The sequence below is a fragment of the Arthrobacter sp. zg-Y1171 genome (genome assembly GCF_025244845.1).
GTDB lineage: Bacteria > Actinomycetota > Actinomycetes > Actinomycetales > Micrococcaceae > Arthrobacter_B.
In genome coordinates, this window is the sequence record NZ_CP104264.1 from 1,532,879 (window position 1) to 1,559,236 (window position 26,358).

Below are 26,358 nucleotides of genomic sequence, written 5' to 3' on the forward strand. Positions count from 1 at the left end.
GCAGTGCTACTGCTGAAGTTACTGTTCCGCACGCCTTTTACCGTTAGGTCTCAAAGTGTCAAAAGCCAAAGAAATCCCCGGAGTAGAAGCGGGCGAAAGCCTCGTTCCCAAGGTGCCCGCCCCATGGCTGGCAATCGTGCTGGCGATCGGATCGATCGTTGGAATGATCGTCGCCAGCGAATTCATGGGTGACCCCAAGGCTGAGGGTTATAAAGACCTGCTGATGCTGGGGATCATTATTCCTCTGGCCGTTATCGTTGTTTCTTTTGCCGTGCTCATCAAGGTCGGAGTTGCAGCCAAGAGGAAACTGTCAGCGGCTAAAGGCAGGATCGCGGAAATGCTGCGGCAGGAACACGGTTACACAGTGGATCATCCCAAGACGCTCATCCTGACTGTGCAGAGCAAAACCACGCTGAATCCCTACGACATACCGGCTACCGACACCTACGGGCGGCCGGTCAATATCCGGATCAGCCCGGATGAAACGGGGACCAAGGTGGTTGCCTCAATCTGCGAAGAACACCCGGACCCCTCTGCCAATAGTCGCTACCGCAGGCACTAGGCGAAGGGCCGGTTTCCAATAGGTGGAAATTAGCCTTCGACGTCGTACACCTGAGCCGGGTCGCGCTCGAGGATCCGGTCCCGCATCTCGCGCTTGAGGACTTCCAGGTGGGCCAGCTCGTCAGCGGTCTTCTCCGGCTTCGCGGTGAGCTCGATGAACTCGTCCGCGACGATGCCCTCATTCCGGATCACGCAGGTGACGGTTGCCTCCCCGGCGGTCAGCTCGAAGACGTAGCGGGCCAGGGTGTTGCCGCGCTCGGGACGGGCCAGCTCCGGCAGCACGGCGTAGCGGTCGCCGGTGACCGCACGGGTCACGAGTTCGAAGGCGTCCCGGGCGCCGGGGCCGCCGAAGGGGGTGCGGATCCGGATCCCGCGGCGCTCCACCCGGCCGCCGGGGGTGCGGGCTGCCAGTTCCGGCAATGCGCGGCCGAGTGCTGCGAAGGCGTGCGCGACGCCGCCGGGGAAGCCCGGGCCGTGGTACTTCATGCAGTCGGCGAAGGTGAAGTCCAGCTGCACCCCGTCCTCCCACACGGTGAGCGTGCGCTCGGGGTTGGGGATCGGCGTCGGTTCGGGCCGTTCGGGCATTGCTGCGTGCTTGCTCATGTGGGTTTGTGCTCTCGGTGCTTCGGGGTTGGTGGGGGAGGTAGGGCTTGCCGGCTGCTGCGGCGGTCGCGGCGCGGTGTGGCAGGCGGTCCTTACCGCGGGCGTGAATCAGACTAAAAACCGTATCAGGCCAAGGAAGTCCTAGCTAAATGCTTCTCGGCCGAGGAAAGGAGGATTAGGATCGCGGCCACGCCTTCAGTCCTGGCGTGTTGTGGTTCCAGGCAGCCGGGACCCGACGAGCTGAACGGCCCCGCTTACACGGAATTGCGATTCGGGCGGTCGCTTGTCGACCGAACCTCCAGGGACGTCGGCAGATACCTGCGACGGGGGCGATCGGAGAACGGATGGCTGAGCAGCATTTCACCAGCGATGCGGCCCTTCTCGAACAGCGGCTGACGCACAGTGGTCAGACCCGCCCGTGCGGCTTCCGGCACGTCGTCGAATCCTGTGACTGTCAGGTCCCCAGGCACACTCAATCCGCGCTGGCGTGCCCCCTCAAGGGCGCCTATTGCCAGGACATCACCGAAGCAGCAGACCGCAGTGATGCCCGGGTCCCGGTGCAAAAGGGTGTGAAGAGCGGTAACCCCGGCGTCCACCGAGTTTTCAAAGCGCTCCTCGACCGCAATCGACCCAGCGTCCGCTCCGAAGAGGCCTTCCCTCAGACCATGGATGCGATTGCGCTGGACTGAGTAGACAGCGTTTTTCCACATCTCTTCATCCGCTGGCCCGTTATGCCGGGTACGGCCCAACCTGGAGGTAATCACCCCCACTTTCCGGTGGCCCAAGCGGCTCAAGTAGCGACCAAGATCAGCTGCTGCGGAATGGTCGTCGAGTCCCAACCAGTCGGCGTGTCCCACAACTTCCGGCTCGTCGACGACGACAATCGGCAACCTTCTCTTGAGCGCAGCCGCCAAATGCGGGTCATCGTCGGGTACCGAATAAAACACGAAGCCGTCCACCACCGCTCCCATCACGTTCGATACCCGTGAGCTGCCAAGAGGTGGGCCGGCCGGCAGCAGGAGCAGGTTTAGCTGGGCATCCTGCAGGGCCGTCGAAAGGCCCGCGAGGAGGGAGACCGAGGCTGGATCGCGCAAAGCGAAGGACATCTCGTCCGTGAAGACAACGCCGATGGTCTCCGATTTCCCGCGGCGAAACTGGCGGGCGACGGGATCCGGCCCTGCGTACCCGACCGCATCCGCAACGGCGAGTACACGCTCGCTCACCGACTTTGAGACCCGCTCGGGGTGGTTGTAGACGTTGGAGACCGTCGCAGGAGAAAGCCCCAGGGACCGGGCGATGCTCGTCAGTGTCGGTGCCTTAGAGGGATTCGGTTGCCTAGTCACTGCGCGATGCTAACAACCTAAACGTTTAAACGCTGCCACGACTACCTGAGTAGAAAAGTTCCATGCGAAGTAAAGGCCTTGAGGAGACATTGACCACTCTACGTAAACCGTTCTAATGTTCACCGCATCCCGCTACTGAAGCGCAGACCTGGAACGAAGGAGTTCATGGTGCTGATCCCGTCGACGATGACTGCGAGCGTACTTCGAGGAGTGAAAGACCTGATCGTCGAGGAGCGGCCGGTGCCGGTTCCCGCGGCCGATGAGGTGCTGATCCGGGTTCACAGCGTGGGGGTGTGCGGGTCAGACGTGCACTACTTCCAGCATGGCCGTATCGGTCCCTATGTTGTGGAGTCCCCGTTGGTTCTCGGCCACGAAGCGAGCGGCACCATCGTTGCCGTCGGTGCAGATGTAGATGAGTCCCGGGTTGGCCGCCGGGTGGCAATCGAGCCGCAGCGTCCCTGCAGAGTGTGTGAATTCTGCCGAGAGGGCGCCTACAACTTGTGCCCGAAGATGGAGTTTTATGCCACGCCCCCGATTGACGGAGCGTTTTGTGAATACGTCCTGATCCAAGACGATTTCGCGTACGACGTGCCGGACTCGATCAGCGATCATGCTGCGGCTCTTATGGAACCGTTGTCCGTCGGCATCGCCGCTGCGCAAAAGGGCGGGATAAAGGTGGGAGATACCGTACTCATCGCCGGAGGCGGTCCAATTGGGATCCTGACGGGCCAGGTCGCGCGGGCCTTCGGCGCCACCGACGTCGTCGTCGCCGACATTAACGCTGGCCGCCGCGCTCTTGCTGCAGGTTATGGCCTCCGCGTCGTGGATCCAGCTGCGGATTCCACGGAGCAACTGGGTGCGCATGTATTCGTTGACGCCTCGGGGGCGACGCCGGCCATTCTCAACGGAATCCGTTCCACGCGTGCAGGCGGGACAGTAGTACTGGTCGGCAGCGCTGATGAATTTCCGCTTTCCGTGCCCGAAATCGCCATGCGGGAGCTGAGTGTCACCGGGACGTTTAGATATACGAATACGTGGCCGATAGCACGGTCGCTTCTTATATCCGGTCTTGTGGAAGTCGATTCGCTTGTCACCCACGAATACGGAATTGAGCAGGTCGAGGACGCTCTCGTAGGTGAAGGCGCTGGAAATTCCCTCAAGCGGATGGTCCTTCCGGGCGTGCGCACCGTGGAGAATCCGCATGTGCGGGGCACAGCATGAGCAGCGCCCTGCTGTCGGTCCGGGACCTGAATAAGTCCTTTCCCGGGGTGAAGGCGCTGAACCAGGTCTCGTTTGATGTGCGTCCCGGTTCCGTGCACGCAGTCTGCGGTGAGAACGGAGCGGGCAAGTCCACGCTCATGAAGATCATCAACGGCATCTACCAGCCCGACAGCGGAACGATCCACGTTCGCGGCGAGGAGGTGCACATCAAGAGCCCGATCGATGCACGGGCCCACGGCATCGCGATGATCTCCCAGGAATTGAACTATGTCCCGGAGATGACAATCGCGGAGAGCTTCTTCATGGGACGTCTTCCCCTCAAGTACGGCAGGGTGAACTGGCGCTATATCCGCGGCGAAGCGAAAAGGGTGATGACAGAGGAGGGGCTGGATTTTTCCGGCAACCGCCGTCTCAACACGCTGACGGTATCCGAGATTCAAACGCTGGAGATCCTGCGCGCTGTCTATCACAGTGCCGAGATTCTCATCATGGACGAGCCCACCTCGGCGATCGCGCACAAGGAAGTCGAGTCGCTTTTCGCGAAGATCCGGGCGCTTCGGGATGAAGGCAAGTCGATCATCTACATCTCCCACAAAATGGACGAGGTGTTCCAGCTCGCAGATGATGTCAGCGTTCTCCGCGACGGCGCGATCGTCAGTTCTCAACCGGCACAGGAAACCACCTCGGCCCGGGTGATTGCCCAGATGGTGGGACGCGATCTGGACCACCAAAGCTATCCAAAAGAACGTGTTGAGCTGGGAGCCATGGTCTTCAAAGCTTCGCGACTGTCCCGGGAGAATGCCTTCGAGGACATCAACTTCGAGATCCGGGCGGGCGAGATCGTCGGCCTTGCGGGCCTGATCGGTGCCGGCAGGAGCGAAGTGGTGCGAGCAGTTTTCGGACTCGACCCTCTCGATTCAGGAACCGTCGAAGTGGACGGAGTGCTGGTTAGGACCAATACACCGAAGAAGGCGATCGAGCACGGAATAGCGATGTTGTCCGAGGACCGGAGACTGGTGGGCATCATTCCGAAACTCAGCATCAAAAAGAACGCGACGCTCGCCAGTCTCAAGAAAGTCATACACGGCGGATTTCATCGATCAAGTGTCGAAGAGCAATTAGTCACTGAGTACTTCCAGAAGATGAATGTAAAGGCGCCGAGCACCGAGACCCGCATCGAATCGCTCAGCGGAGGCAACCAGCAGAAAGTTCTCCTGGCCCGTTGGCTTATTGCCGATCCCAAGGTCATGCTCCTCGATGAGCCCACGCGGGGGATCGACGTGGGCGCCAAGTTCGAGATCTACAAGCTCATGACCGCACTGGCCCGCCAGGGCCGCGCCATCCTGATGATCTCTTCCGAGTTGCCCGAGCTGATCGGTATGTGCGACCGCATCTACGTCATGTCGGCAGGGCGGATGACCGCCGAGTTGGAGCCGCATCAGTTCTCACAGGAAACCATCCTCAAACACGCCATGAATCAAATCGAGGTGGCATGACTATGTTGTCCAGGCTGAGATCTTTCGAAGCAAGCCGCTACTCCATTTTCATCATCCTGGTAGTGGTACTCGTGGCAGCGAGTTTCCTAAGCCCCAATTTTCTCAGTGGTGACAACGTCTTCAACGTACTGCGGCAAGTCGCGGTGATCACGATCCTGGCGTACGGTGCCATGACGCTGATTATCGGCGGAATGATCGACCTTTCTGCCGGCGCCGTGATGGCATTCGCAGGTGTCGCTTCGGTCCTGATCTATAAGTCGAGCAATAGCATGCTTCTCGCCTTCCTAGCCGGGATAGCGGTGGGCGTGATCTGCAATCTCATCAATGCGTTCCTCGTAGCTACTCTGCACACCCCGGCCTTCATCGTCACTCTTGGAATGATGCTGATGGCCCGAGGCGCGGTCCTCGAACTCACGCAGGGGCAGAACGTCCTGCAGCTGGGGGATTTCATCTTGATCGGCCAGGGCAACCTCGGTTTGCTGCCGATACCGGTCCTGATATTGCTCATCATCACTGCCGTCATCTGGTACTTGATGAACCAGACCCGTTACGGCCGGTCCGTATACGCCGTTGGCGGCAACGAGGAAGCGGCACGTGCGGCCGGCATTGCGGTGGAGCGTGTGAAGTATCAGGCGTTCTTGATCAACGGCGCGTTGGTCGGGATCGCCGGAGTTATCTTCATGTCACGCGTCAACGCGGGCCTCCCCAATGCGGGCATCGGCTATGAACTGCAGGCCATCACCGCCCCGATTATTGGTGGAACCAGCTTTTCCGGCGGGGTCGGGACGGTCTTCGGCACGCTCGCCGGCGCACTTATCGTCGGTGTACTCGGAAACATTATGAATCTCATCGGTATCGGCTCTTATGTGCAGCAGATCGTGATGGGGCTGATCATCGTTGTCGCCGTGGCCTACGACGTGTTCAGCAAGCGGGGCAGGACCAAGACGACCATCCTCAAGTCGGCCCCGCCGGTTCAGCCCCCACCATCCGCCGGAGAGTCACCCGGTGCCCTGGAAAATGCCAATCCCAAGCAATGACATATCCCAATCGTTCTGCCTTCAACGTCCACTAGGAGACTTCAATGAAGAACCTCACCCGCAGGATCGCCGCGGTCAGCGCGGCAGCCTTTTTGGCACTCAACGTTGCTGGTTGTTCAGTAACCACGGGCAACCCCACCTCCGACGGTGGCGGAGAACGCGAACAGAAAGATGAATACCGGGTTGCGTACATCGCCCGGGCACAGGCGGATTCCTTCGCCGCGTGGCTCGCGAACGAAATGAAGGCCGAGGCCGCGAACTATGAAGACATCACCTTGGAGGTATTCGATGGACAGGCTGACGATGAAATCGAGAACCGACTGATCGAGAACGCGATCGCCAACAAATTCGACGCCATCATCATTCAGCCCAATAACGCCGATGCCCAGCTTCCGTACATCCAGCAGGCCGTCGACGCCGGCATCGTCACGGTAACTACCAATCCTCGTGTGGAGGGAATCGACGGCGCGAGCTCCGTGGACGCCAATCCGTACGACCAGGGCGCAATAGTTGCTCAGGCTGCCTTGGAGCAAGTCCCTGAGAACGCCAATGTTGTGGTCCTCAACGGGCCAGCCGCGAACTTCCACGGCACTGCGCGCCGTGAGGCATGGGAAAAGGAGTTCTTTGATCAGCGCCCGGATGTCACGATCGTTGCCGAGGACACTGCCAATTGGAATAAGGATGAGGCGCTCACCCTTATGGAGGACTGGTCGCTGGCCAACCCGAAGATCGACGCGGTCATTTCAATGAACGACAACATGGCTTCGGGGGCGCTCGAAGCGGTGAAGGGCAAGTCCGGTTTCGACGGGATGCTGGCATACGGCGTCGACGGCACACCCGAAGCCACCCTCCTCATCCAGGAGGGCACGATGACCGCTACTTCACTGCAGGACGCCGCGGAGCTGGCCCAGCTGAACCTCAAAGCAGTGCACGACCTCTTGACCGGGGCTGAAGACAATGTCTCGGTGAACGTAGGCAATCCGCTCATCACGAAAGACAACACCCAGGAGTACATCGACCTGTACAAGGCAGCAGGGCTTATCGGCAACTAGCATCCGAGGTTACGCCGGAAACTCAAATGGACCGAAGAGATGAGAGAGACCTGTGACCGTACTGAACAAGTTCCGTCTGGACGGCCGTGTTGCCCTGGTGACCGGCGCGACCCGCGGCCTCGGCCGAGCGTTTGCCCTTGCCCTCGCCGAAGCCGGCGCCGACGTCGTCGTGCACGGACGCGATGCTGAAGCCGCCGCCAAACTGCAGAGCGAGATCGAGGCGCGCGGCAGCACTTCTCACGTTGTCCTAGGGGAGCTAACCGAGAGGGCAGGCATCGAGCGCATTGTCGCCGAGGCGGTCGGCAAGGCGGGACGCATTGACGTCCTCGTCAACAATGCCGGTGCCTGTATCCACCACGAGGCGCTGAAGGTCACCGAGGACGAGTGGTCCCATGTGATCGATACGAACCTCACGGCACTCTGGCACATGTCCCAGGAGGTCGGCGCTCATATGACCGAGCGCCGATCCGGGAGCATCGTGAACATTGGATCGATTTCGGGAATGATCGTAAACCGTCCGCAGATGCAGCCGGCCTACAACGCCTCCAAAGCGGCCGTGCACCAGCTGACAAAATCGCTGGCGGCCGAATGGGCGCCCCTCGGTGTCCGCGTGAATGCTGTAGCGCCTGGTTACGTGAAAACGGATATGTCACCAGTGGACGATCCCCGGTTTCGACGCTACTGGATCGAAGACGCACCGCAGCAGCGTTATGCCGACCCCGATGAAGTCAGCCCAGCAGTCGTTTTCCTCGCCTCTGATGCATCGAGTTTTGTTACCGGTTCCGTGCTGGTGGTCGATGGAGGGTATACCGTCTTTTAGCTCTTGCGTCGGCGTCAATAAGTGCGGCCGCACCGTTATGTACGTCCTTCACCCGCCGCAGCATTGAGCCGTGCCGCCTGCAGGGTCAGATGGTCACGCTCGGCGAGGTTCGGTGCCAGCCGGGCCGCCTCCGCGTAGAGCCGCGCGGCTAGTTCGACGTCGCCGCTCTTCTCCTGCAGGTACGCCCGAGCCGCGGTGTACCGGGGGAGCGACGGATCCAGTTCCGCCAGCGCGGCCAAGCCTGCGCGCGGCCCATCTGCCTCCCCGACGGCGACGGCCCGGTTCAACAGGGCGACCGGGCTGCCCGTGAGCCGGACCAGTTCGTCGTACCACTGAACAATCTGCGGCCAATCGGTGTCCTCCGCCGTCTGCGCGTCCGCGTGCAGGGCCGCTATGGCGGCCTGGGCCTGGTACTCGCCCAGCCGGTCGCGGGCCAGCGCCCGCTGCAGGATGGACACGCCCTCAATGATTACCCGGGTATCCCAGCGGCTGCGGTCCTGCTGGTCCAGCGGAACAAGCCGTCCGCCGCCGTCGGTCCGTGCGGCCCGCCGGGCGTGGTGCAGCAACATGAGTGCCAGCAGTCCCCGCACCTCCGGATGGTCGACGGCAGCGGCCAGTTGGCGCGTAAGGCGGATGGCTTCGGCTGCGAGGTCGACGTCGCCCGAGTAGCCCTCGTTGAACACCAGGTACAGCACCCGCAGCACGGTGGCAACGTCGCCGGGGGTGTCGAAGCGGACGCCGGCCACGGTCCGTTTGGCCCGGCTGATCCGCTGCGCCATGGTGGCCTCGCCCACCAGATACGCGGCAGCGATCTGCCGGGTGGCCAGGCCGCCGACGGCACGCAGGGTCAACGCCACCGCCGAGGAAGGGGACAGCGACGGATGCGCACACAGGAAATACAGCTGCAGCGTGTCATCGGTGGAGCCGACGACGCCGGGCGCGCGGTCGCCGTCGACCTTTAGTTCACGACGGCGGCGGGACGACTCCGCGCGGGTGGCATCGAGGAACTTCCGCCACGTGGCGGTGACCAGCCAGCCCTTCGGATCCCGGGGCGGATTATCCGGCCAGGTGCGCAGGGCTTCGAGCAAGGCGTCCTGCACCGCGTCCTCGGCCGCCGCGAAGTCGGCTCCGCGGCGGACAAGGACGGCGATGACCTGCGGGGTGAGCACCCGCAGCAGGCTTTCCTCCACGAGTGGTTATTCGGTGATCGTGACGGGCGCAGCCAGGAACGGACGGACCTCGATCCACTCGTGCAGCGGTTTACCGCCGGCGGCCGGTGCCGCGGACAGCTCTCCGGCCAGTTCGAGCGCACGGTCATAGCCGTCCACGTCGATGGCGAACCAGCCGGCGATCAGGTCCTTGGTTTCCACGAACGGGCCGTCGGTCACCGGAGGCCGGCCCTCGCCGTCGTACCGCACGAAGGTTCCTTCGGGGGAGAGGGCCTGGCCCTCCACGTATTCGCCGTTGGCCTGCAGCCGTTCGGCATAGTCCTCCATGAACTGCATGTGCGCCGCGACTTCGTCAGGTGTCCACTGGTCCATCGGTACGTTGTTGAGCGCTTCCGGTGCGCCGCGGTAATGCTTGAGCAGCAGGTACTTGGCCATGACGGTCTCCCTTGTTCAGTGGTGACACAGCCATTGTGGCTGTGTTCGCACCGGGGACGGAACAGGGGAGGGAATCTCGACAGGGAACCGCGATCAGCAGGTACCCGGTCACTTTTCGCTAGGCTGCAGTGTCCTTGATGACGGTGTAGGAAGCGACAGCGTTCGGTGCCTGCATGCCCGGCGCCTGGTCATCGGAGTGTGAAGCTTTGAAGGAATCGGACTTCAGCCACGCGAAAAAGCTCTCCTTGGAGTCGAATTCCATGGTGGAAAGATACGTGTTGCTCTTTCCCTCGGGACGCATCAACGTGCTGCGGCCCAGTCCCGGGACGCCTTCCAGATTCACCATGCTGTCAATGAACGCCTTTTCAAAGGCCTCGGCGGTTTCGGGTCCAACTTCCAAAGTGTTGACCACAACGTACATTTGCGTCCTTTCGACTGTCGCGCGGGCAGATCTGCCCGGCGAGAAGATTATACCGACATGATGTCGGGAAGTTTGCATCCCTGACGGGTTTTGGGCGGAACCGGGCCTCAAGCGAGAGAGCCCAGGAACGCCGTCGTATCCGCTGCGACCTGTTCCGGACATTCCCACAAGACCAAGTGGGCCGCATCGGGATAGATCTTCAGTTCTGCGCCCTCAATCCGGGCGGCCAGGGTGTCCTGGTCCGCGCGGGGCAGCAGGCCGTCCTGCCCGCCCCACAGGATCAGCGTGGGAACGTCGATGGGTCCCGTTTCGGTCGGCGGAGCGGCCATGTACAAGCCGCGCAGGCTGGACTTCCACGCGTGGGATGGCATTTTGACGCCGTCACGCACCCGGTCCTCGATGAACCACGGGGGAACCTCTTGGATCAAGGGAAACGAGTCGAGGAAACCGTGCACCCAGTCCTCGGCGACCGGATCCGTCAAGCCGTCGACGTCGTCGGCGAAAGGGGGCCGGCCCTGGAGGGTTAAGGGGGCGCCCACCAGCACGAGGGCCGCCACCCGGCCGGGGTGCGCAACGGCCAGCTGCTGGGCCACATAACCGCCGCTCGAGGAGCCAAGGACCGACGCCGACGCGACGTCGAGGGCATCCAGAACCGCGGCGGCATCCTGGGCCTGCTCTGCCAGCGAGTATCCGTCCTGCGGTTTATCCGCATCGCCTTGGCCGCGGAGGTCTGGGGCGTAGATCCGGAAGCCGGCCAGTCCGGGTACCAGCCGGTCGAAGCTCCGGCGGGATTCAGCCCAGGCGTGCAGCAGCAATACCGGTGGTGCATCGGCGTCGCCCTGGACCAGGCACGGCACCGTGATGCCGGTGTGAAGGCTGAGATTGCGGACCTCGGATTCCATAGCTCAGGGTACGCCGCCCCGGAGTGCGGATTCGATCCTCTCAAGAAACCGTTGACAGCAATTAGTCCAGTCGCTTTACTTATCCGCACGGCGGCCGATATCTACCCGGGCCGTCTCCCACACATTTTGGGTTCCGGTCACAGCGAACGGTTGCTCAGACAGCGTGGGTCGCGAATGGAGCAAAGGAGCACCATGCGAAGGTCCATGTCCTGGGCATTGCCCACCACCGTCCTCCTGGTCCTCGCAGCCAGTGGCTGCGCACCCGAGGGAAGCGGAGGAGGAGAAAACGCAGACGGGGGATCGATCACCGTCGCGTACCAGAAAACCAGTGCGTATACGCAGGTTGATGCACTGATGCAGCAAGCGAAGGAAGACTTCGAGGCGGCTAACCCGGGTGTCACAGTGAACTTGGAGCCGATCGAAGCAGAAGAAAACGACTACGCCACCAAGTTGTCCCTCATGCAGCGGTCCCCGGACACCGCTCCGGACGTCTTCTATGAAGACAGTTTCAGGGTCCGGCCGGACGCGGAAGCAGGCTATCTGCTGGCGCTTGATGACTACCTTGCCGAGTGGGAAGACTGGGATACCGGCTTCATCGAAAGCGCAAAACAGGCCGGACTCGGATCAGACGGCAAGACCTATGCGGTGCCGATGGGGACTGACACCCGCGCGCTTTGGTACAACAAAGTTGTCTTTGAAGAGGCCGGCCTGCCGGTACCCTGGGAGCCGCAGACCTGGGAAGACATTCTGGCCGCGGCGAAAGCGGTAAAGGCAGCGGATCCCGACGCCGTGCCGTTCAATATCTACTCCGGCACCGGCATGGGTGAAGCAGCGTCGATGCAGGGCTTCGAGATGCTTCTCTATGGCACGGACGACACCCTTTACGACACTGACGAAGGCAAGTGGATTGTCGGTTCGCAGGGCTTCAAGGATTCCCTGCAGTTCATCTCCGACATTTACGTTGGTGGCCTTGGCCCCGACGTCGCGACAGCCCTCGATTCCACCTATTACCAGCAGCTCAACGGCGCGTGGTACCCGGAAAACAAAGTGGGCGCCTCGATCGACGGTTCATGGATTGCCGGGAACTGGCTCGAGGACGGTCCGACCCCCTGGCCCGAATGGTCCGAGGTGATGGGTGTGACGCCGATGCCCACCCAGGACGGCGGTGAGCCGGGCGCCACCAGCATGTCCGGCGGCTGGACCCTCGCGGTCGGCGCCGGGACCCAGGACCCGGACCTGGCCTTCGACTTCATCAGCACCGCGTTAAACAAGGACAACAGCCTGTCCTACAACGTGAACGCGTCCCAGGTTCCGGTGCGCGGCGATGTCGCGGAAGATCCGGCTTTCACCGAATCCAGTCCGGTCAGCGGATTCTTCAGCGACTTGGTGGAAGTGACGCACTACCGCCCCACCACCTCCGACTACGCCGAGATCTCCGGGAACATCCAGCAGGCCATGGAAGCGGTTATGACCGGAGAACAATCGGTGGACGAGGCAGCGGCGGCATACGACGAAGCCGTCACTTCCCTCGTAGGCGAAGAGAATGTCAGCCGGGGATGACAACCACTCCCACCCAACCGGTGCAGGAGCGGGGGCCGCGCCATCCAGAGCGGTCACCCGTTCCTGCCGGGCGGCGTTCCTCCAGGGGAAGATCGATCCGGCGTGCCGTCCCCTTGGCACCGGCAGTCGTCCTGCTCCTGTTGTTTATGCTCGGTCCGGTCCTGTGGTCCATCTGGGGTTCATTCACCAATGCGGCGCTTTCGGGCAGAGCGGCTTCCGAACCGCGTTTCATCGGCATCGACAACTACGTGGCGCTGCTGACGGACCCGGACTTCCCGAACGCCCTCTGGCTGACCGTCGTTTTCCTGCTGGTCTCGGCGGTCATCGGCCAGAACTTCCTCGGCCTGGCGTTGGCATTGATGACTGCCAACGCACCGAAAATCGTCCGCTCGATCGTTGCGACGACCGTGGTCACGGCATGGGTGCTGCCGGAAATTGTTGCTGCCTTTGCCTGCTACGCATTTTTCAGCAGCGACGGGACACTGAACGCGCTCACGGGCCTGGCCGGGATTGAACCGGTTGAATGGCTTTTTGCCTATCCGCTGGCAGCCGTGGTGCTCGCGAACATCTGGCGTGGGACGGCCTTCTCGATGATGATCTACGAAGCCGCCCTGAACGACGTCGCCCCTGAAATCACCGAAGCAGCGGTAATCGATGGCGCCGGCGGCTGGAAACGTCTGGCCTTTGTGACCATCCCGATGATCCGCAACAGCATCTCGACGAACCTCATGCTGATCACCCTGCAGACGCTCTCCGTGTTCACCTTGATTTTCGTGATGACCAGCGGCGGCCCGAATCAGCGCAGCACCACGCTCCCGCTGTTCGCCTACGCTGAAGCGTTTGGCCTGGGAAAGATCGGCTACGGCACCGCCATAGCGACGGTGATGCTGCTTCTGGGGGCGGTTTTCTCCTTCCTCTATATCCGTATCCTCAAACCGGGAGGGAACGCATGAGCGCCGGGATCGCCACCACACAACGCCGTGCGTCCAAGGCGGCAGCCTCCGGTGTGCTGCTCGCTATCGCGGCCTGCTTCCTGTTGCCGCTGGCCTGGCTGGTTCTCGCCTCCCTCGATCCCGGGGCGAGTGCGTCGCTGGGGATGCCCGAGCGGTTTTCGCTGGCCAATTTCTCCGCGGTGCTGACGCCGGGGCAAACCCTGTGGCCGCTGTGGAACAGCTTCCTGCTCTCGGCCGGATGCGCTGTGATCACCGTCCTTGCTGCCGTCCTCGCCGCATATCCGCTCTCCCGCTACCAGGCCCGCTACAACAAACCGTTCCTGTACGGGGTGCTGTTCGGCACCGGACTGCCCATCACCGCCATGATGGTCCCGGTCTACAGCATGTTCGTCCGGCTGGGGCAGCTCGACAGCGTCCCCGCCGTTGCGCTCTTCATGGCTGCAACGTCCCTTCCGATGGCCATCTGGATGACCAAGAACTTCATGGATTCGGTGCCCGTGAGCCTGGAGGAAGCCGCGTGGATAGACGGGGCCAGCTCCATGAAGGCGCTCCGCACCGTCGTCGTACCCCTGATGCGGCCGGGGCTGGCGGTGGTGTTCATCTTCGTGTTCATCCAGGCATGGGGAAACTTCTTCATCCCGTTCATCCTGCTGCTGTCCAGCCACAAGCAACCCGCAGCCGTCACCGTCTTCAACTTCTTCGGACAGTACGGGAGCGTTGCCTACGGTGAGCTGGCTGCCTTTTCACTGTTGTATTCCCTGCCCGTGATCGTTCTCTACGTCATCGTCACCAAGGGCATCGGCGGGTCCTTCGCCACCGCCGGAGCGCTCAAGGGCTGATCCCCGCGCGCACCGGCCTCCCTCCTTACCACCCTCGAAAGGCAGCACTCCATGCACTATGACGCCACCCTTGTTGAAGCCCGCGTCCGGCGGTTCCGCGGCGAACGGCTCGTACCGGCCCTTTACCGCCGCACCGAGCCGCTGGACCTGGCCTTCTGGGAGGTTCCCGATGAACCCGTACCGTTCGCCACGGCCGTCGGGCAGCAGTTCCTGCCGGCCCGGCACGGAATGGTTTGGGGCAAACCCTGGGGCACTGTGTGGTTCCATGCCGAAGGTAAGGTGCCCGCAGCCTGGGCGGAGGAAAAGGACGCCCGGGCCGAGCTCGTTGTCGACCTGGGGTTCACCGGCCAGCAGCCCGGGTTCCAGGCCGAGGGGACCGTGTATTCATCCTCGGGGACCATCATCAAGGGGGTGGAGCCACTGAACCGCGCGGTCCGGCTCGACGTCGGCGCGGGCGGCGTAATCGACCTCTACATCGAAGCAGCCGCCAACCCGAATGTTGCCCAGGATTTCCTCTTTATCCCCACTCCCTACGGGGACAAGGCGACCGCCGGGGATGCCCGGCTGTACCGGTTGGCGCAGATCGAGGCGGGGCTCCTCGACCTGCCGGTATGGGAACTCGAGCAGGACGTAGAGGCATTGATGGGACTCATGCGGGAGCTGCCCGAGTCTTCGCAGCGGCGCGCTGAAATCCTCCGTGCCCTGGACCGGATGGTGGATGCCATGGACCCGGATGACGTGTCCGGTACTGCCGCCGTCGGCCGCCGCATCCTCCAGCCGGTGCTCGCTAAACCCGCCGCGGCAAGCGCGCACCATCTGCACGCCGTTGGGCACGCGCATATCGATTCGGCCTGGCTCTGGCCGACGCGGGAGACGGTCCGCAAGGTGGCGCGCACCTTCTCCAACGTCTGCGACCTGATTGATGAGAACCCGGACTTCGTTTTCGCCGCGTCCTCGGCGCAGCAATACGCCTGGCTTAAGCAGTCCTATCCGGATCTTTTCGCGCGGGTGAAGGAAAAGGTCGCTGCCGGCAACTTCGTTCCAGTGGGCGGTATGTGGGTCGAATCGGACACCAACCTTCCGGGCGGGGAGGCGCTCGTGCGGCAGCTGGTGGCAGGCAAGGGGTTTTTCCTGCGGGAGTTCGGGATTGACTGCGAGGAGGTCTGGCTGCCGGACTCCTTCGGCTACTCCGCTGCGCTGCCGCAGATCATGGCTGGAGCCGGCGCCCGCTGGTTCCTCACCCAGAAAATCTCCTGGAACGAAACCAACACGATGCCGCACCACACCTTCCGGTGGGAGGGAATCGACGGGTCGCGGATATTCACCCACTTCCCGCCGGTCGATACCTACAACTCGGATCTGGGCGGGGCGGAGCTGGCGCGGGCGGAGCGGCAGTACGCCGAAAAGGGCAACGGGACGACGTCGATGGTTCCGTTCGGCCACGGCGACGGCGGCGGCGGGCCCACCCGGGAAATGATCGCCGCTGCGCGCCGCACCCGGTCCCTTGAAGGGTCTCCCACCGTTGAGCTGTCCAGCCCGCGCGCTTTCTTCGAGGCTGCCGAGGCGGAGTATGCCGAACCTCCGGTCTGGTCCGGTGAACTGTATTTGGAGTTCCACCGCGGCACCTACACCTCCCAGGCCAGGACCAAGCGCGGCAACCGGCGCTCCGAGCACCTGCTGCGTGAGGCGGAACTGTGGGCGGCAACCGCTGCTGTCCGTGCCGGGGCGCCCTACCCGGCGGAGGAGTTAAGGAAAGCCTGGGAGACAGTGCTTCTGCAGCAGTTCCATGACATTCTGCCGGGTACGTCCATCGCCTGGGTATATCAGGAGGCCGAGCGTAACTATGCCGAGGTGGCTGCCACGCTGGGAACGATCATCGAGGCGGCGGCGCATGAGCTTCTGGGCCGGGGTCCGGTCGCCGCGGTGCTCAATGCGTCCCCTTATCCGGTGGCGGGAATAGCTGCTTTCGGTGCCGGGCCCGAACCGGCTCCGGAGAGGCGGAACGTGTCCCGGTCCGGGGACGGGTTCGTCCTTGAAAACGATGCCGTCCGGATCTTCGTCGACCATGCCGGGATCATCCGTTCGATGTACGACAGGATTGCCGGCCGGGAACTCGTTCCGTCCGGTTCGGCCGCCAACTTGCTGCAGCTGCACCGTGACACCCCCACGCAGTGGGATGCGTGGGACATCGACGAGCACTACCGCCGGAACACCGTCGATTTGGTGGACGTATCCGCCTTGGAGATCGTGGACGGTCCCGCGGGCACGGCGCTGCGGATCGAGCGCACGTTCAATTCCTCGCGGGTGGTCCAGCATCTTTCCCTCGACAGCCGGGCGCCGCGGCTGGAGATCAGTACCGAAGTGGATTGGCATGAACAGAAAAAACTCCTCAAACTCTCCTTTCCGCTGGATGTCCATGCCGAGCGGGCGACGTCGGAAATCCAGTTCGGGCATATCCATCGGCCGACGCACGCGAATACCTCCTGGGATGCGGCCCGTTTTGAGACAGTTGCCCACCGCTGGGTCCACGTAGGGGAGCCCGACTACGGGGTGGCGGTAGCCAACGATTCCACCTACGGGCACGACATCACCCGCTCTGCACACTCCGGCCGGGCCACCACGACAACAGTGCGCCAGTCGCTGCTGCGGGCACCGGTGTTCCCTGACCCGGCGGCCGACCAGGGCACCCATCGGATGGCGACCTCAGTGGTGCTGGGCGCAGGCATCCCCGAGGCTGTTGCTGAGGGGTATCGGTTGAATCTTCCCCTGCGCACCATCAGCGGGGTGGAACGCACCATGGTGGATCCCCTCGTGCGGCTGGACAACCCGGCCCTGGTGGTCGAAGCGGTCAAGCTGGCCGAGGACGGTTCCGGTGACGTTATTGTGCGTCTGTATGAGGCCCACGGGACCAGGGCACGGGGGACCCTGACGGCCGGTTTCAGCCATACCGGCGTCACGGAAACCGACCTGCTGGAGCGGCCCCGGGAAAGTTCCGCTCTCCGGCGAGGCGACGGAAACAACACCGAGCTTGTGCTCCGGCCGTTTGAGCTGGTCACGCTAAGATTTGGTGTCCCCGGCCGGTGAGGCCAAACGTCCAGACGGAGGTTGTGCCCTGAGCGCTACACAGCGATCCGCGATCCGCCGGGGCACCAACCTTCCGCGGATGGGCGGGTTCAACCAAACAGTGGTCCTCGACGCGATCCGGCGCTCTCCCGATGGGCTCAGCCGGGTGGAGTTGGCGGATATTTCAGGGCTCTCCGCACAGACACTGTCCAATATTGCGCGCCGCCTGCTGGACGAGGGGCTCATTCTCGAGTCGGGAAAGATCCAGCTGGGTCCCGGCAAGCCGAGGACACTCCTCACGCTCAATCCCTCGGCACGTTTCGCTATCGGTGTGCACCTTGACCCGGCTGTCATCACTACCGTGATCCTCGACCTGAGCGGCCGGGTGGTTTCCCATTCGGCGCGGCGGACGCCGCAGCCGATGGATGCCGATGCCGTGATCAGCGTGATGGTGGAGGCGGTGTCGGACCTGCTAACGGAAACCGGAGTGGACGTAAGGCGCGTGCTGGGCGTCGGCGTCGCCTCGCCCGGGCCAATAGATTCCGACCACGGCATTGTGGTCGATCCGCCGCACCTGCTCGGATGGGAACGGGTTCCGTTGCGGAAAGCGCTCAGCACGGCCACGGGCTTCCCCGTCGTGCTCGAAAAGGATGTTGCCGCTACGGCAGTTGCAGAAATCTGGGGCAGTCACAGCGAGTCGCCGGAAAACTTCATCTTCGTGTACCTGGGCACCGGCATCGGCATGGGGCTTGTCTCCGGCGGCGCGGTGCTGAGGGGGACGAGCCAGAACGCGGGGGAGGTGGGGCACATCGTCGTCGACCCGGACGGGCCGGTGTGCTTCTGCGGTCTGCGGGGCTGTGTGGCCGTGACGTGCATGCCGCAGAACCTGGTTGAGGAGGCCGTGCGGGCCGGCGTCCATCCCGGGCCAGTCGACAAAACGGACCCTTCGGCCGTCGAGGAGGCTTTCCTGGAGCTCTGTGCAAAGGCGCGCCGGGGCGATTCCGGTGCCGGAGCGATCATCGACCGTTCGGCGACGCGTGTGGCCAAGGCCGTGTCGGTGTTGACGAATGCCCTGGATTTCGACCGCGTGATCTTCGGCGGGCCGTACTGGCCGATGCTCTCCGAGACGTATCTTGCCTTGGTTCCGGCTGCCCTGCGGAAACTGACCGTCGCTCCACATGCCTCTGACATCCGGGTGGAGGGGACGGCGTTCGGTACGGACGTGGGAGCCATCGGTGCTGCCTGTGCGGTCTTTGATAATGCTTTTTCACCGGACACCCGGAGCCTGCTGCTCCAGCACTGACAGGTTGCGCCAAGTACAACATGACGAACCACCACGCCCCACGATTCCGCCCCACCGGGCGGCACAGCGTACCCTTGTCACTGTGAAAACCTTCGAAGACCTCTTTGCCGAGCTGAGCCAGAAAGTTCAGGACCGCCCCGCCGGGTCACGCACCGTGGCCGAATTCGAGTCGGGCGTGCATGGCATCGGTAAGAAGGTTGTTGAGGAGGCCGCCGAAGTATGGATGGCCGCCGAATACGAATCCGATGCCGAATGCGCCGAAGAAATCTCCCAGCTGCTCTACCACCTCCAGGTCCTGATGCTGGCCAAAGGCCTGACCCTGCAGGACGTCTACAAGCATCTCTAGCCGCGCGCTGAGCCTTCAGCGTGTGGCCCGCCGGTCGAACTACTCCCTTTGCAGTGATGAACTTGCAGCGAAAAAACTTCCAGCGAAAGATGCTCCCATGCTCCGTGTAGCCGTACCCAACAAGGGTGCCCTGTCCGAATCCGCCTCCGCCATGCTCAACGAGGCGGGCTACCGCCAGCGCCGCGACACCCGCGAACTGGTCATGGTGGACCCCGATAACGACGTCGAATTCTTCTTCCTCCGCCCCCGGGACATTGCCGTCTACGTCGGCGCGGGAACGCTCGACGTCGGCATCACCGGCCGCGACCTGTTCCTGGACGCGCAGGTGGACGCCGAAGAACTGATGAACCTCGGCTTCGGCGCCTCCACCTTCCGCTTCGCCGGCCCGGTGGGGGACTTCTCCTCCATCGACCAGCTCGAAGGCAAGCGCCTGGCCACCAGCTACGACGGCCTGCTGCGCTCCTACCTGTCCGAACGCGGCATCAACGCCTCCGTGGTCCGGCTTGACGGCGCCGTGGAATCCTCCGTGCGCCTCGGCGTCGCCGACGCGATTGCCGACGTCGTTGAAACCGGCACCACCCTCCGTGCCGCCGGGATGGAAATCTTCGGCGAACCGATCCTGAAGTCCGAGGCCGTGCTGATCGGCCGCAAGGGTGCCAGCCCCGCCGGCGTCGACGTGCTGATCCGCCGCCTGCGCGGCGTCCTGGTCGCCCGGCAGTACGTGATGATGGACTACGACGTCCGCAAGGACCTCGTGGACGAGGCGGCCGCGCTGACCCCGGGCCTGGAATCGCCCACCGTCTCCCCGCTGCAGAACAGCGACTGGGTGGCCGTGCGCTCCATGATCAAGAAGTCGGACACCAACCGGATCATGGACGAGCTCTACGACATCGGCGCCCGCGCCATCCTGGTCAGCAGCATCCACGCCTGCCGGATCTAGGGAAGGGGACACGCCATGAGTGTTGCCATCCGCGTTATCCCCTGCCTGGACGTCGACGCCGGCCGAGTGGTCAAGGGGATCAACTTCGAAGGCCTGCGTGACGCCGGCGATCCGGTGGAGCTCGCGCACCGCTATGACCGTGCCGGGGCCGACGAACTGACCTTCCTCGACGTCACCGCATCCTCCGGCAACCGCGACACCACGTTCGACGTCGTCGCCCGCACCGCCGAAGAGGTCTTCATTCCGCTGACCGTCGGCGGGGGAGTGCGCACCATCGCGGACGTGGACCGGCTGCTGCGCTACGGCGCGGACAAGGCCTCCATCAACACCGCCGCCGTCGCCCGCCCCGGCGTGATTGACGAAATCACCCGGCACTTCGGCTCGCAGGTGCTGACGCTGTCCGTGGACGCCCGGCGCACGCACGACGGCGCCACGCCGTCAGGTTTCGAGGTCACCACCCACGGCGGGCGTACCGGCACCGGAATCGACGCCGTCGCCTGGGCGAAGGAGGCGGCCGACCGCGGCGTGGGCGAGATCCTGCTGAACTCCATCGACGCCGACGGCACCCGTGAGGGCTTCGACATCGAGATGATCAAGGCCGTCCGCGCCGCAGTTGACGTGCCGCTGATCGCCTCCGGCGGGGCCGGCAAGCCCGAGCACTTCCCGGCCGCCGTGATTGCCGGGGCCGACGCCGTCCTGGCCGCCTCGGTGTTCCACTTCGGCCCGGACGACGCGATTCATCAGGTCAAACAGGCCATCCGCGACGCCGGGTTCGACGTCCGCTAGCAGCAGCTAGCGTGTCGAGGCCACGAAGATCTGGGCCGGCCCCGTGAACGTGGCCGTCACGGGTTCCCCGGCGTACAGGATCTTCTCTTCGGGCTCCATGTCCGCCGTAACCTCATCCATGGTGATGGCAGCGGGTTCCATTGCAGCCAGCACCACGCTGAACGGCCCCAGGCGGACGGGCTTTGGATCATCGCCCACGACCACCCGCCGCAGGTCCATGTCGTCGCTCCAGAGCGGAATGCGCTGCTCGCCGTCGCCGACGTCGAGCACGGGCAGGGGAGAAGGCTGCGGCTGTCCGTCCGCCGTTAGGAGCTGCAGTTCGCACAGGTCCACGTACCCGTTGGCCAGGCCGGCCTGCAGCGCATTATCGGAAGTGCCCATAACCAGCACTGCCTGGCCGGACAGATAGGTATGCAGGCACCCGGGCGGGATTACGGCTGCCTGCCCGGGTTCCAGCTCAATCAACTTCATGCAGACAGCCAGCAGGATGCCCCGGTCGTGGGGGAAAAGCTGCTGCAGCCGACGTACGACGGTGGCCGCCTCGGCGGCCGGTCCTTCAACGTTCCGGGCCCGGTCCACAGCGTTGGCTGTTTCCCGCAGTGCAGCTGCGGTTTCCCCTGCCGACATGCGCAGTACGGAGTGGATGACGGTCTCATGGCGGAAGCGGAGGTACGAACCCAGCCAGGGCAGTTCCAGCCCCGAAGCGATGGCCCGCAGTTCTTCCATTGGCCGTTCCCCGGCAAGCACGCGCAGGGGCGTGAGGGCTACGGCCACCTCACACTTCGGGTTGCGGTCCTTATAGTTACGGTTTCGAGCGCCCAGCGGCACGCCCCGGGCCTGTTCCCGAACGAAACCCGCCAGTGCCTGCTCCCAGTGCGGGTGCAGCATGATCGGCGGCGGAACAACGGCGTCCAAGACGCAGAGGCGGAAGGGAAACGGAGAGCCGGTTCCGGCTTCCGGATGGGGGACTTCGACCGGCCGATCTCCGGCGAACCGCTCCAGCGTTTGCCGGTAGGTCGAGGGATCCCAGTCAATCAGCAGGCCGCGGGAGGCCAGCGGCAAAAGCCGGCGGGCGGTTCCTACGGACCGTGACAGGGCAGAATCACTACGCGCGAGGGTCACTTACATCACCAGAATGGGACAAAGACGAAGCTATTGGGGGGACCGGAGGGTCCGACCGGCACACAACCAGTCTTTTAATTGTAGGCATTCCTGCCGCAGACTCGAATTGACCCTGATCGCCGTTATCAGGCAGGGCTAACCGCTCCTACGCCCGCGCCTGGACGAGGTTGGCGAAGGGCAGCCTGCCGTAAGCCCGTCGGAACTCCGCCTGGTACTCCGCGAGGGCCGGGTTGAGCGCGTCGGGCGGCAGTTCCTTCCACGCCACCAGAAGATCCTCTGCATCGAGCAGCTGCCAAATCAGCCGACCGTCCCAGTGCCCCGGCGGCTTTCCCCTGCCGAAGTCCACGAATTCGGAGATCTGCCGTCGCAGACCGCGGTTGCCCTGGCTGCCGGCGCTGGCCTTGCCGAGAAACAGCACGTCGGCATCCGCCACCCATTCGACGGCGAGCTCATCCCGGGACAGGGTTGGCTTCTTCTTTTTGAACACCCCGGCCGTGCTTTCCTTGAGGAACCGCGGTTCGAACCCCTCGGGCCGAAGTACGGCGAAAATGCCCTGACGCTGCGGGATCCGGTTGATGTCCAGACCGTCGATGGGGCGGAAACCGGTGAAGCCGTCATCCTTGAGTGATTTCTTGTTCAACGGGTTCGGGTTCCTAGCAGTGAAGTGGGGCGGGTGCCCACCAATGATATCCGGACGCCCCGGCTGTCGCACTCGGTAACCTTCGTGTTCACAGGCCACAATGGGTCCTGTTACTCCACGAAGGGATAAGCGTGCGCTCCACCGCCGGGCCGGGTCTGCTGTTTGTGCTGGTCTGCGCCATGGGCGCCGGCCCGATGATGAACTACGGACTCTCCGCCACCAGCACGCTGATCATGGCGGACCTGCGGATCAGCGATGCACAGTTCGGACTTCTGGCCGCGACCTGTTTCGCCGGGGCAGCGGTGTCCTCCATGTGGCTGGGCCGGTTGAGCGACCGGATCAGCGCCCGCTCCCAACTGCTGATCATCTTCGGCGGCACCGCACTGGCCCTGGGCTTCGCCGCGTTGTCCGGCAACTACCTGTGGCTGCTGGCCGCCGTCCTGCTCTCCGGCCCCGCCCAGGCCATCTCCAACCCCACCACCAACCGCATCATCATCCACGCCGTCGAACCCGGCAAACGGCCCGGCTGGATGGGGATCAAGCAGTCCGGCGTACAGGCCAGCCAGCTGTTCTCCAGTCTCTTCTTCCCGGCAGCCGCCCTTGTCGCCGGGTGGCGCGGAGCCGCCGTCGGCACCGTCGCGGTCCTGCTCCTCCTGCTGGCCTACGCGTGGTTCCGGCTGCCGTCCGAACCACGGCTCCCGGCACCGCGGGGGCCCGGGCAGCCCGCGGACCGGAAGTTCCCCGCTGCGGTCTGGCTGCTGGCCGCGTTTGCGCTGTTTTCCGGTGCGGGCATGCAGGCAACCAACGTCTACCTGCCCCTGTTCGCGCAGCGGGAGATCGGATTCTCGCTGCTGATGGGCGGCGTCACCGCGGCGGTGGCCGGCGTCGTCGGCGTGACCTCCCGGGTGCTCTGGGGCCGGCGGATGGCCGACGGCGTCCGCGCCTCCACCCTGCTGCTGATCCTCGCTGCCGGGGCGGTCTGCGGCGCAGCCCTGCTCCTTGCCGCCGGACAGACCGGAGTGCCGCTGCTGCTGTGGTCCGGCGTCGTCTTCCACGGCGCCTCCGTACTGGGCGTGAACGTGGTGGTGATGGCCGGCGTGCTGCGCGAGGTTCCCCGGGAACGGGTGGGCGCGGCGTCCGGGGCCGTCTCGCTGGGCATGTACTCCGGTTTTGCGCTGGGGCCGCTGGCCATGGGCCTGCTGCTCCAATACTCCGGCGGCTTCCTCGCCGGGTGGCTGTCCATTGGCGCGGCTTACCTGGTCTGCGGCGGCATCGGTCTGGCGTACCGGCGGCTGGGCTCGAAGCGGGCCGGATCCGCCGCGGTCGGAACCCCGCGGAAATAAACGACGCCGGATCGGACTTGTGCTTTAAGTGCCCTATGGCACTGTTCCCCCACAGCTTGGAGAAATATGACAACCGCACGCGCCTACGCAGCCACCTCCGCCACCGATCCGCTGGTCCCCACCACGATCGAACGCCGCGAGGTCGGCCCGCATGACGTCCTCATCGACATCGCCTATGCCGGTGTCTGCCACTCGGACATCCACACCGTCCGCGGCGAATGGGGACCCATCGCGTACCCGCAGGTCGTCGGGCACGAAATCGTGGGAACCGTGGCCGAGGTCGGCTCCGACGTCACCGCGCACAAGGTCGGCGACCGCGTGGGCGTGGGCTGCATGGTCAACTCCTGCGGCGAATGCGAAAACTGCCGGGCCGGCATGGAGAACTACTGCCTGAACGGCAACGTCGGCACCTACGCCAGCAAGGACCGCGACGGCACCATCACCCAGGGCGGCTACGCCACCTCCGTCGTCGTGAATGACGGCTTCGTGCTCCGCGTTCCGGAAAGCATTCCGTATGAAGCAGCCGCTCCGCTGCTCTGCGCAGGCATCACCACCTACTCGCCCCTCGCCCACTGGAACGCAGGGCCGGGCAAGCGGGTCGCCGTCGTCGGCATGGGCGGACTCGGCCACATGGCCGTCAAGATCGCCGTCGCGATGGGCGCCGAGGTCACCGTGCTGTCCCAGACGCTGAGCAAGCAGGAAGACGGCCTGCGTTTCGGTGCCGAGCACTACTACGCCACCAGCTGTGAGAGCACGTTCGAGAAGCTCGCGAACACGTTCGACCTGATCATCAACACGGTCAGCGCCCCGATCGACCTGCAGCAGTACCTGTCCCTGCTGCGCCTGGACGGCACCATGGTCAGCGTGGGTGCTCCGCCCGAGGCACTGCCCATCTCGGTCTTCACCCTGATGAGCAAGCGCCGCTCCTACGCGGCCTCCAACATCGGCGGCATCAGCGAAACCCAGGAAATGCTGGACTTCTGCGCCGAGCACAACATTGCTCCGGAGATCGAGCTGATCAAGGCCGAGGACATCAACACCGCGTACGAGCGTGTGCTGAAGTCCGACGTCCGCTACCGGTTCGTCATTGATGCGGCGACTATCTAGTTCGTAGCTGTTTCTGTCGGCAAGGGCGCTCCGCCGGTTGGTGGGGCGCCCTTGCTGTTGGCCAGGCGCGCTTGGTCCCTGTACTAAGGGGCCTTCCCATCCCACCTATAATTGCATCATGCCAATTCTGCGTCTCGAGGGCGCCACCTACGAACATCCGCCCGTCCCGCACCAGCATGGAGCCGCACTGTGAGCGGCGGGCTCGTTGCCCTGCTGGACGACGTCGCTGCGCTGGCACGGATAGCCGCCGCCTCGGTGGACGACATCGCGGCAGGAGCGGCGAAAGCGGGAGCCAAGGCGGCCGGCGTCGTCATCGATGATGCCGCCGTGACGCCGCAGTACGTGTCCGGTGCGGACCCGTCCCGTGAACTGCCGATGATCAAGCGCATCTTCTGGGGCTCGCTCCGGAACAAGCTTCTGTTCATCCTGCCGGCACTGCTGTTGATCAGCGCTTTCATTCCAGTCATCATCCCGTTCATTCTCATGCTGGGAGGCACGTACCTCTGCTACGAGGGTGCGGAGAAGGTCTGGCACAAGTTCTTCGGCCATCATGAGGACAAGGAGGCGCCGGCGGTAGAGCGAGGGCCCGACGCCGAGTCCAAGGTAGTCAAGGGAGCCATCACCACGGACTTCATCCTGTCCTGCGAGATCATGGTGATCTCGATGAACGAGGTCGGCGACGCGTCCATCTGGGTCCGGGCGATCATCCTCGTTGTTGTGGCTATTGCCATCACGATCCTCGTCTACGGGGCCGTTGGGCTGATCGTTAAGATGGACGACATTGGCCTGCACCTGGCCAAGAAGGAATCAGCAGGATCCCAGCGTGTCGGCGGGCTCCTGGTTCGGGGCATGCCTGCCGTACTGGCGGCCATCACCTTCGTGGGAACCATCGCCATGCTCTGGGTAGGCGGACACATCATGCTGGTCGGTGTTTCCGACCTTGGCTGGCATGCACCGTATGACCTGGTCCATGCGCTGGAACACCCCGTGGCAGGCCTTGCCGTGGTGGGAGGATTCCTCGGCTGGCTCGTGAACACGCTCTGCTCAGCCGTCGTCGGACTGGTCTGGGGCCTGGTTGTCATGGCGATTCTGCACCCGCTGAAAAAGGTGCTGCCCTTCGGTAAGAAGGACGGACATAACGAAGGTGATACCCGGGCGGCAGCAGCCGGGCACAGCCCGGAGAAGCCGGACGCCGATCCCGCCGGCTAACCTCGGCTCCGATCTCAAAGGGGCGGCCCCCTCACTAAGGGGGCCGCCCCTTTTGCATGCCTGCGGGCCTCTCGGCCCAGGAGCAGA

The 26,358-nt window shown here is 63.9% G+C and carries 25 protein-coding genes; 17 read left to right on the forward strand and 8 right to left on the reverse strand.

The genetic code is table 11. From position 1 onward, the window contains the following. The first annotated feature begins 55 nt into the window (after nt 1–55). Entirely contained in the window at nt 56–562 is a 507-nt protein-coding gene (locus N2L00_RS07210) for a hypothetical protein (protein ID WP_255863132.1), read from the forward strand. 29 nt (nt 563–591) lie between these two features. On the opposite strand, the gene N2L00_RS07215 is transcribed toward N2L00_RS07210, so the two are convergent. Next, nucleotides 592–1,164: a hypothetical protein gene (locus N2L00_RS07215; protein ID WP_255766008.1), complete on the reverse strand. Its 573-nt coding sequence runs from the start codon at nt 1,162–1,164 to the stop codon at nt 592–594. A gap of 254 nt (nt 1,165–1,418) precedes the next feature. Continuing rightward, nucleotides 1,419–2,507 (reverse strand): LacI family DNA-binding transcriptional regulator, encoded by a 1,089-nt coding sequence (locus N2L00_RS07220; protein WP_255766009.1) that lies wholly within the window; start codon nt 2,505–2,507, stop codon nt 1,419–1,421. Nucleotides 2,508–2,672: 165 nt separating this feature from the next. Between N2L00_RS07220 and N2L00_RS07225 the strand changes: the two genes are divergently transcribed. From N2L00_RS07225 to N2L00_RS07245, 5 genes are read left to right on the forward strand one after another with little or no spacing between them, the layout of a single operon-like run. Next, nucleotides 2,673–3,728, forward strand: coding sequence for an NAD(P)-dependent alcohol dehydrogenase (locus N2L00_RS07225; protein WP_255766010.1), 1,056 nt, complete (start codon nt 2,673–2,675; stop codon nt 3,726–3,728). Next, the gene (locus N2L00_RS07230) at nt 3,725–5,224 is read left to right on the forward strand and encodes a sugar ABC transporter ATP-binding protein (protein ID WP_255766011.1); all 1,500 of its coding nucleotides are present in this window, start codon (nt 3,725–3,727) and stop codon (nt 5,222–5,224) included. The genes N2L00_RS07225 and N2L00_RS07230 overlap by 4 nt, the downstream gene beginning before the upstream one ends. Continuing rightward, complete coding sequence (locus N2L00_RS07235; protein ID WP_246165415.1) at nt 5,221–6,261, forward strand: ABC transporter permease; 1,041 nt, start codon at nt 5,221–5,223, stop codon at nt 6,259–6,261. The genes N2L00_RS07230 and N2L00_RS07235 overlap by 4 nt, the downstream gene beginning before the upstream one ends. 44 nt (nt 6,262–6,305) lie before the next feature. Next, on the forward strand, nt 6,306–7,313 hold the full coding sequence (locus N2L00_RS07240) for a sugar ABC transporter substrate-binding protein (protein WP_255766012.1): 1,008 nt from the start codon (nt 6,306–6,308) through the stop codon (nt 7,311–7,313). Nucleotides 7,314–7,365: 52 nt separating this feature from the next. Next, on the forward strand, nt 7,366–8,133 hold the full coding sequence (locus N2L00_RS07245) for an SDR family NAD(P)-dependent oxidoreductase (protein WP_255766013.1): 768 nt from the start codon (nt 7,366–7,368) through the stop codon (nt 8,131–8,133). Between the two features lie 35 nt (nt 8,134–8,168). Here the strand turns inward: N2L00_RS07245 and N2L00_RS07250 are convergent, their stop codons facing one another. The 4 genes from N2L00_RS07250 to N2L00_RS07265 all read right to left on the reverse strand — a co-directional run bounded on the left by N2L00_RS07250 (nt 8,169) and on the right by N2L00_RS07265 (nt 11,060). Next, complete coding sequence (locus tag N2L00_RS07250; RefSeq protein WP_255863131.1) at nt 8,169–9,323, reverse strand: RNA polymerase sigma factor; 1,155 nt, start codon at nt 9,321–9,323, stop codon at nt 8,169–8,171. Nucleotides 9,324–9,329: 6 nt separating this feature from the next. Continuing rightward, nucleotides 9,330–9,737, reverse strand: a complete 408-nt coding sequence (locus N2L00_RS07255) for a YciI family protein (RefSeq protein ID WP_255863130.1) — start codon at nt 9,735–9,737, stop codon at nt 9,330–9,332. A gap of 118 nt (nt 9,738–9,855) precedes the next feature. Next, nucleotides 9,856–10,158, reverse strand: a complete 303-nt coding sequence (locus N2L00_RS07260) for an antibiotic biosynthesis monooxygenase (protein ID WP_255766017.1) — start codon at nt 10,156–10,158, stop codon at nt 9,856–9,858. A gap of 107 nt (nt 10,159–10,265) precedes the next feature. Next, the gene (locus N2L00_RS07265; RefSeq protein WP_255766019.1) at nt 10,266–11,060 is read right to left on the reverse strand and encodes an alpha/beta fold hydrolase; all 795 of its coding nucleotides are present in this window, start codon (nt 11,058–11,060) and stop codon (nt 10,266–10,268) included. A gap of 192 nt (nt 11,061–11,252) precedes the next feature. On the opposite strand from N2L00_RS07265, the gene N2L00_RS07270 reads away from it, so the two are divergent. From N2L00_RS07270 to hisF, 8 genes are all read left to right on the forward strand, one after another. After that, entirely contained in the window at nt 11,253–12,620 is a 1,368-nt protein-coding gene (locus tag N2L00_RS07270; RefSeq protein ID WP_255863129.1) for an extracellular solute-binding protein, read from the forward strand. Further along, a complete protein-coding gene (locus tag N2L00_RS07275; RefSeq protein ID WP_374676611.1) occupies nt 12,617–13,573 on the forward strand; it encodes a carbohydrate ABC transporter permease in 957 nt (318 codons plus the stop codon). Before N2L00_RS07270 ends, N2L00_RS07275 begins: the two co-directional genes overlap by 4 nt. Continuing rightward, entirely contained in the window at nt 13,570–14,412 is an 843-nt protein-coding gene (locus N2L00_RS07280) for a carbohydrate ABC transporter permease (protein WP_255863128.1), read from the forward strand. Before N2L00_RS07275 ends, N2L00_RS07280 begins: the two co-directional genes overlap by 4 nt. A gap of 51 nt (nt 14,413–14,463) precedes the next feature. Then, entirely contained in the window at nt 14,464–17,496 is a 3,033-nt protein-coding gene (locus tag N2L00_RS07285) for a glycoside hydrolase family 38 C-terminal domain-containing protein (RefSeq protein ID WP_255863127.1), read from the forward strand. Nucleotides 17,497–17,575: 79 nt separating this feature from the next. After that, nucleotides 17,576–18,778 (forward strand): ROK family transcriptional regulator, encoded by a 1,203-nt coding sequence (locus N2L00_RS07290; protein WP_255863126.1) that lies wholly within the window; start codon nt 17,576–17,578, stop codon nt 18,776–18,778. Nucleotides 18,779–18,860: 82 nt separating this feature from the next. After that, entirely contained in the window at nt 18,861–19,124 is a 264-nt protein-coding gene (locus N2L00_RS07295; protein WP_152218540.1) for a phosphoribosyl-ATP diphosphatase, read from the forward strand. A 97-nt stretch (nt 19,125–19,221) separates the two neighbouring features. Further along, nucleotides 19,222–20,064 carry an ATP phosphoribosyltransferase gene (gene hisG / locus N2L00_RS07300; protein ID WP_227922084.1) on the forward strand — a complete coding sequence of 281 codons (843 nt, stop codon included), beginning with the start codon at nt 19,222–19,224 and terminating at the stop codon, nt 20,062–20,064. A 15-nt stretch (nt 20,065–20,079) separates the two neighbouring features. After that, nucleotides 20,080–20,850: an imidazole glycerol phosphate synthase subunit HisF gene (gene hisF, locus N2L00_RS07305; RefSeq protein ID WP_255863125.1), complete on the forward strand. Its 771-nt coding sequence runs from the start codon at nt 20,080–20,082 to the stop codon at nt 20,848–20,850. A gap of 6 nt (nt 20,851–20,856) precedes the next feature. Here hisF and N2L00_RS07310 read toward each other — a convergent pair whose 3' ends face one another. After that, the gene (locus tag N2L00_RS07310; protein WP_255863124.1) at nt 20,857–21,972 is read right to left on the reverse strand and encodes a type I phosphomannose isomerase catalytic subunit; all 1,116 of its coding nucleotides are present in this window, start codon (nt 21,970–21,972) and stop codon (nt 20,857–20,859) included. A 145-nt stretch (nt 21,973–22,117) separates the two neighbouring features. Further along, entirely contained in the window at nt 22,118–22,612 is a 495-nt protein-coding gene (locus N2L00_RS07315; RefSeq protein ID WP_255863123.1) for a hypothetical protein, read from the reverse strand. A gap of 131 nt (nt 22,613–22,743) precedes the next feature. Between N2L00_RS07315 and N2L00_RS07320 the strand changes: the two genes are divergently transcribed. From N2L00_RS07320 to N2L00_RS07330, 3 genes are all read left to right on the forward strand, one after another. After that, a complete protein-coding gene (locus N2L00_RS07320; RefSeq protein WP_255863122.1) occupies nt 22,744–23,955 on the forward strand; it encodes an MFS transporter in 1,212 nt (403 codons plus the stop codon). A 66-nt stretch (nt 23,956–24,021) separates the two neighbouring features. Next, nucleotides 24,022–25,062 (forward strand): NAD(P)-dependent alcohol dehydrogenase, encoded by a 1,041-nt coding sequence (locus N2L00_RS07325; protein WP_255863121.1) that lies wholly within the window; start codon nt 24,022–24,024, stop codon nt 25,060–25,062. A gap of 189 nt (nt 25,063–25,251) precedes the next feature. After that, nucleotides 25,252–26,271 carry a DUF808 domain-containing protein gene (locus N2L00_RS07330; protein WP_255766029.1) on the forward strand — a complete coding sequence of 340 codons (1,020 nt, stop codon included), beginning with the start codon at nt 25,252–25,254 and terminating at the stop codon, nt 26,269–26,271. Nucleotides 26,272–26,358 lie beyond the last annotated feature (87 nt).

What these genes read in the sequence shown, in the direction of transcription:
- N2L00_RS07215 (WP_255766008.1), bottom strand. Translation starts at nt 1,164, where the DNA reads ATGAGCAAGCACGCAGCAATGCCCGAACGGCCCGAACCGACGCCGATC.
- N2L00_RS07225 (WP_255766010.1), top strand. Translation starts at nt 2,673, where the DNA reads ATGGTGCTGATCCCGTCGACGATGACTGCGAGCGTACTTCGAGGAGTG.
- N2L00_RS07230 (WP_255766011.1), top strand. Translation starts at nt 3,725, where the DNA reads ATGAGCAGCGCCCTGCTGTCGGTCCGGGACCTGAATAAGTCCTTTCCC.
- N2L00_RS07235 (WP_246165415.1), top strand. Translation starts at nt 5,221, where the DNA reads ATGACTATGTTGTCCAGGCTGAGATCTTTCGAAGCAAGCCGCTACTCC.
- N2L00_RS07240 (WP_255766012.1), top strand. Translation starts at nt 6,306, where the DNA reads ATGAAGAACCTCACCCGCAGGATCGCCGCGGTCAGCGCGGCAGCCTTT.
- N2L00_RS07255 (WP_255863130.1), bottom strand. Translation starts at nt 9,737, where the DNA reads ATGGCCAAGTACCTGCTGCTCAAGCATTACCGCGGCGCACCGGAAGCG.
- N2L00_RS07260 (WP_255766017.1), bottom strand. Translation starts at nt 10,158, where the DNA reads ATGTACGTTGTGGTCAACACTTTGGAAGTTGGACCCGAAACCGCCGAG.
- N2L00_RS07265 (WP_255766019.1), bottom strand. Translation starts at nt 11,060, where the DNA reads ATGGAATCCGAGGTCCGCAATCTCAGCCTTCACACCGGCATCACGGTG.
- N2L00_RS07270 (WP_255863129.1), top strand. Translation starts at nt 11,253, where the DNA reads ATGCGAAGGTCCATGTCCTGGGCATTGCCCACCACCGTCCTCCTGGTC.
- N2L00_RS07275 (WP_374676611.1), top strand. Translation starts at nt 12,617, where the DNA reads ATGACAACCACTCCCACCCAACCGGTGCAGGAGCGGGGGCCGCGCCAT.
- N2L00_RS07280 (WP_255863128.1), top strand. Translation starts at nt 13,570, where the DNA reads ATGAGCGCCGGGATCGCCACCACACAACGCCGTGCGTCCAAGGCGGCA.
- N2L00_RS07285 (WP_255863127.1), top strand. Translation starts at nt 14,464, where the DNA reads ATGCACTATGACGCCACCCTTGTTGAAGCCCGCGTCCGGCGGTTCCGC.
- N2L00_RS07290 (WP_255863126.1), top strand. Translation starts at nt 17,576, where the DNA reads ATGGGCGGGTTCAACCAAACAGTGGTCCTCGACGCGATCCGGCGCTCT.
- hisG (WP_227922084.1), top strand. Translation starts at nt 19,222, where the DNA reads ATGCTCCGTGTAGCCGTACCCAACAAGGGTGCCCTGTCCGAATCCGCC.
- hisF (WP_255863125.1), top strand. Translation starts at nt 20,080, where the DNA reads ATGAGTGTTGCCATCCGCGTTATCCCCTGCCTGGACGTCGACGCCGGC.
- N2L00_RS07325 (WP_255863121.1), top strand. Translation starts at nt 24,022, where the DNA reads ATGACAACCGCACGCGCCTACGCAGCCACCTCCGCCACCGATCCGCTG.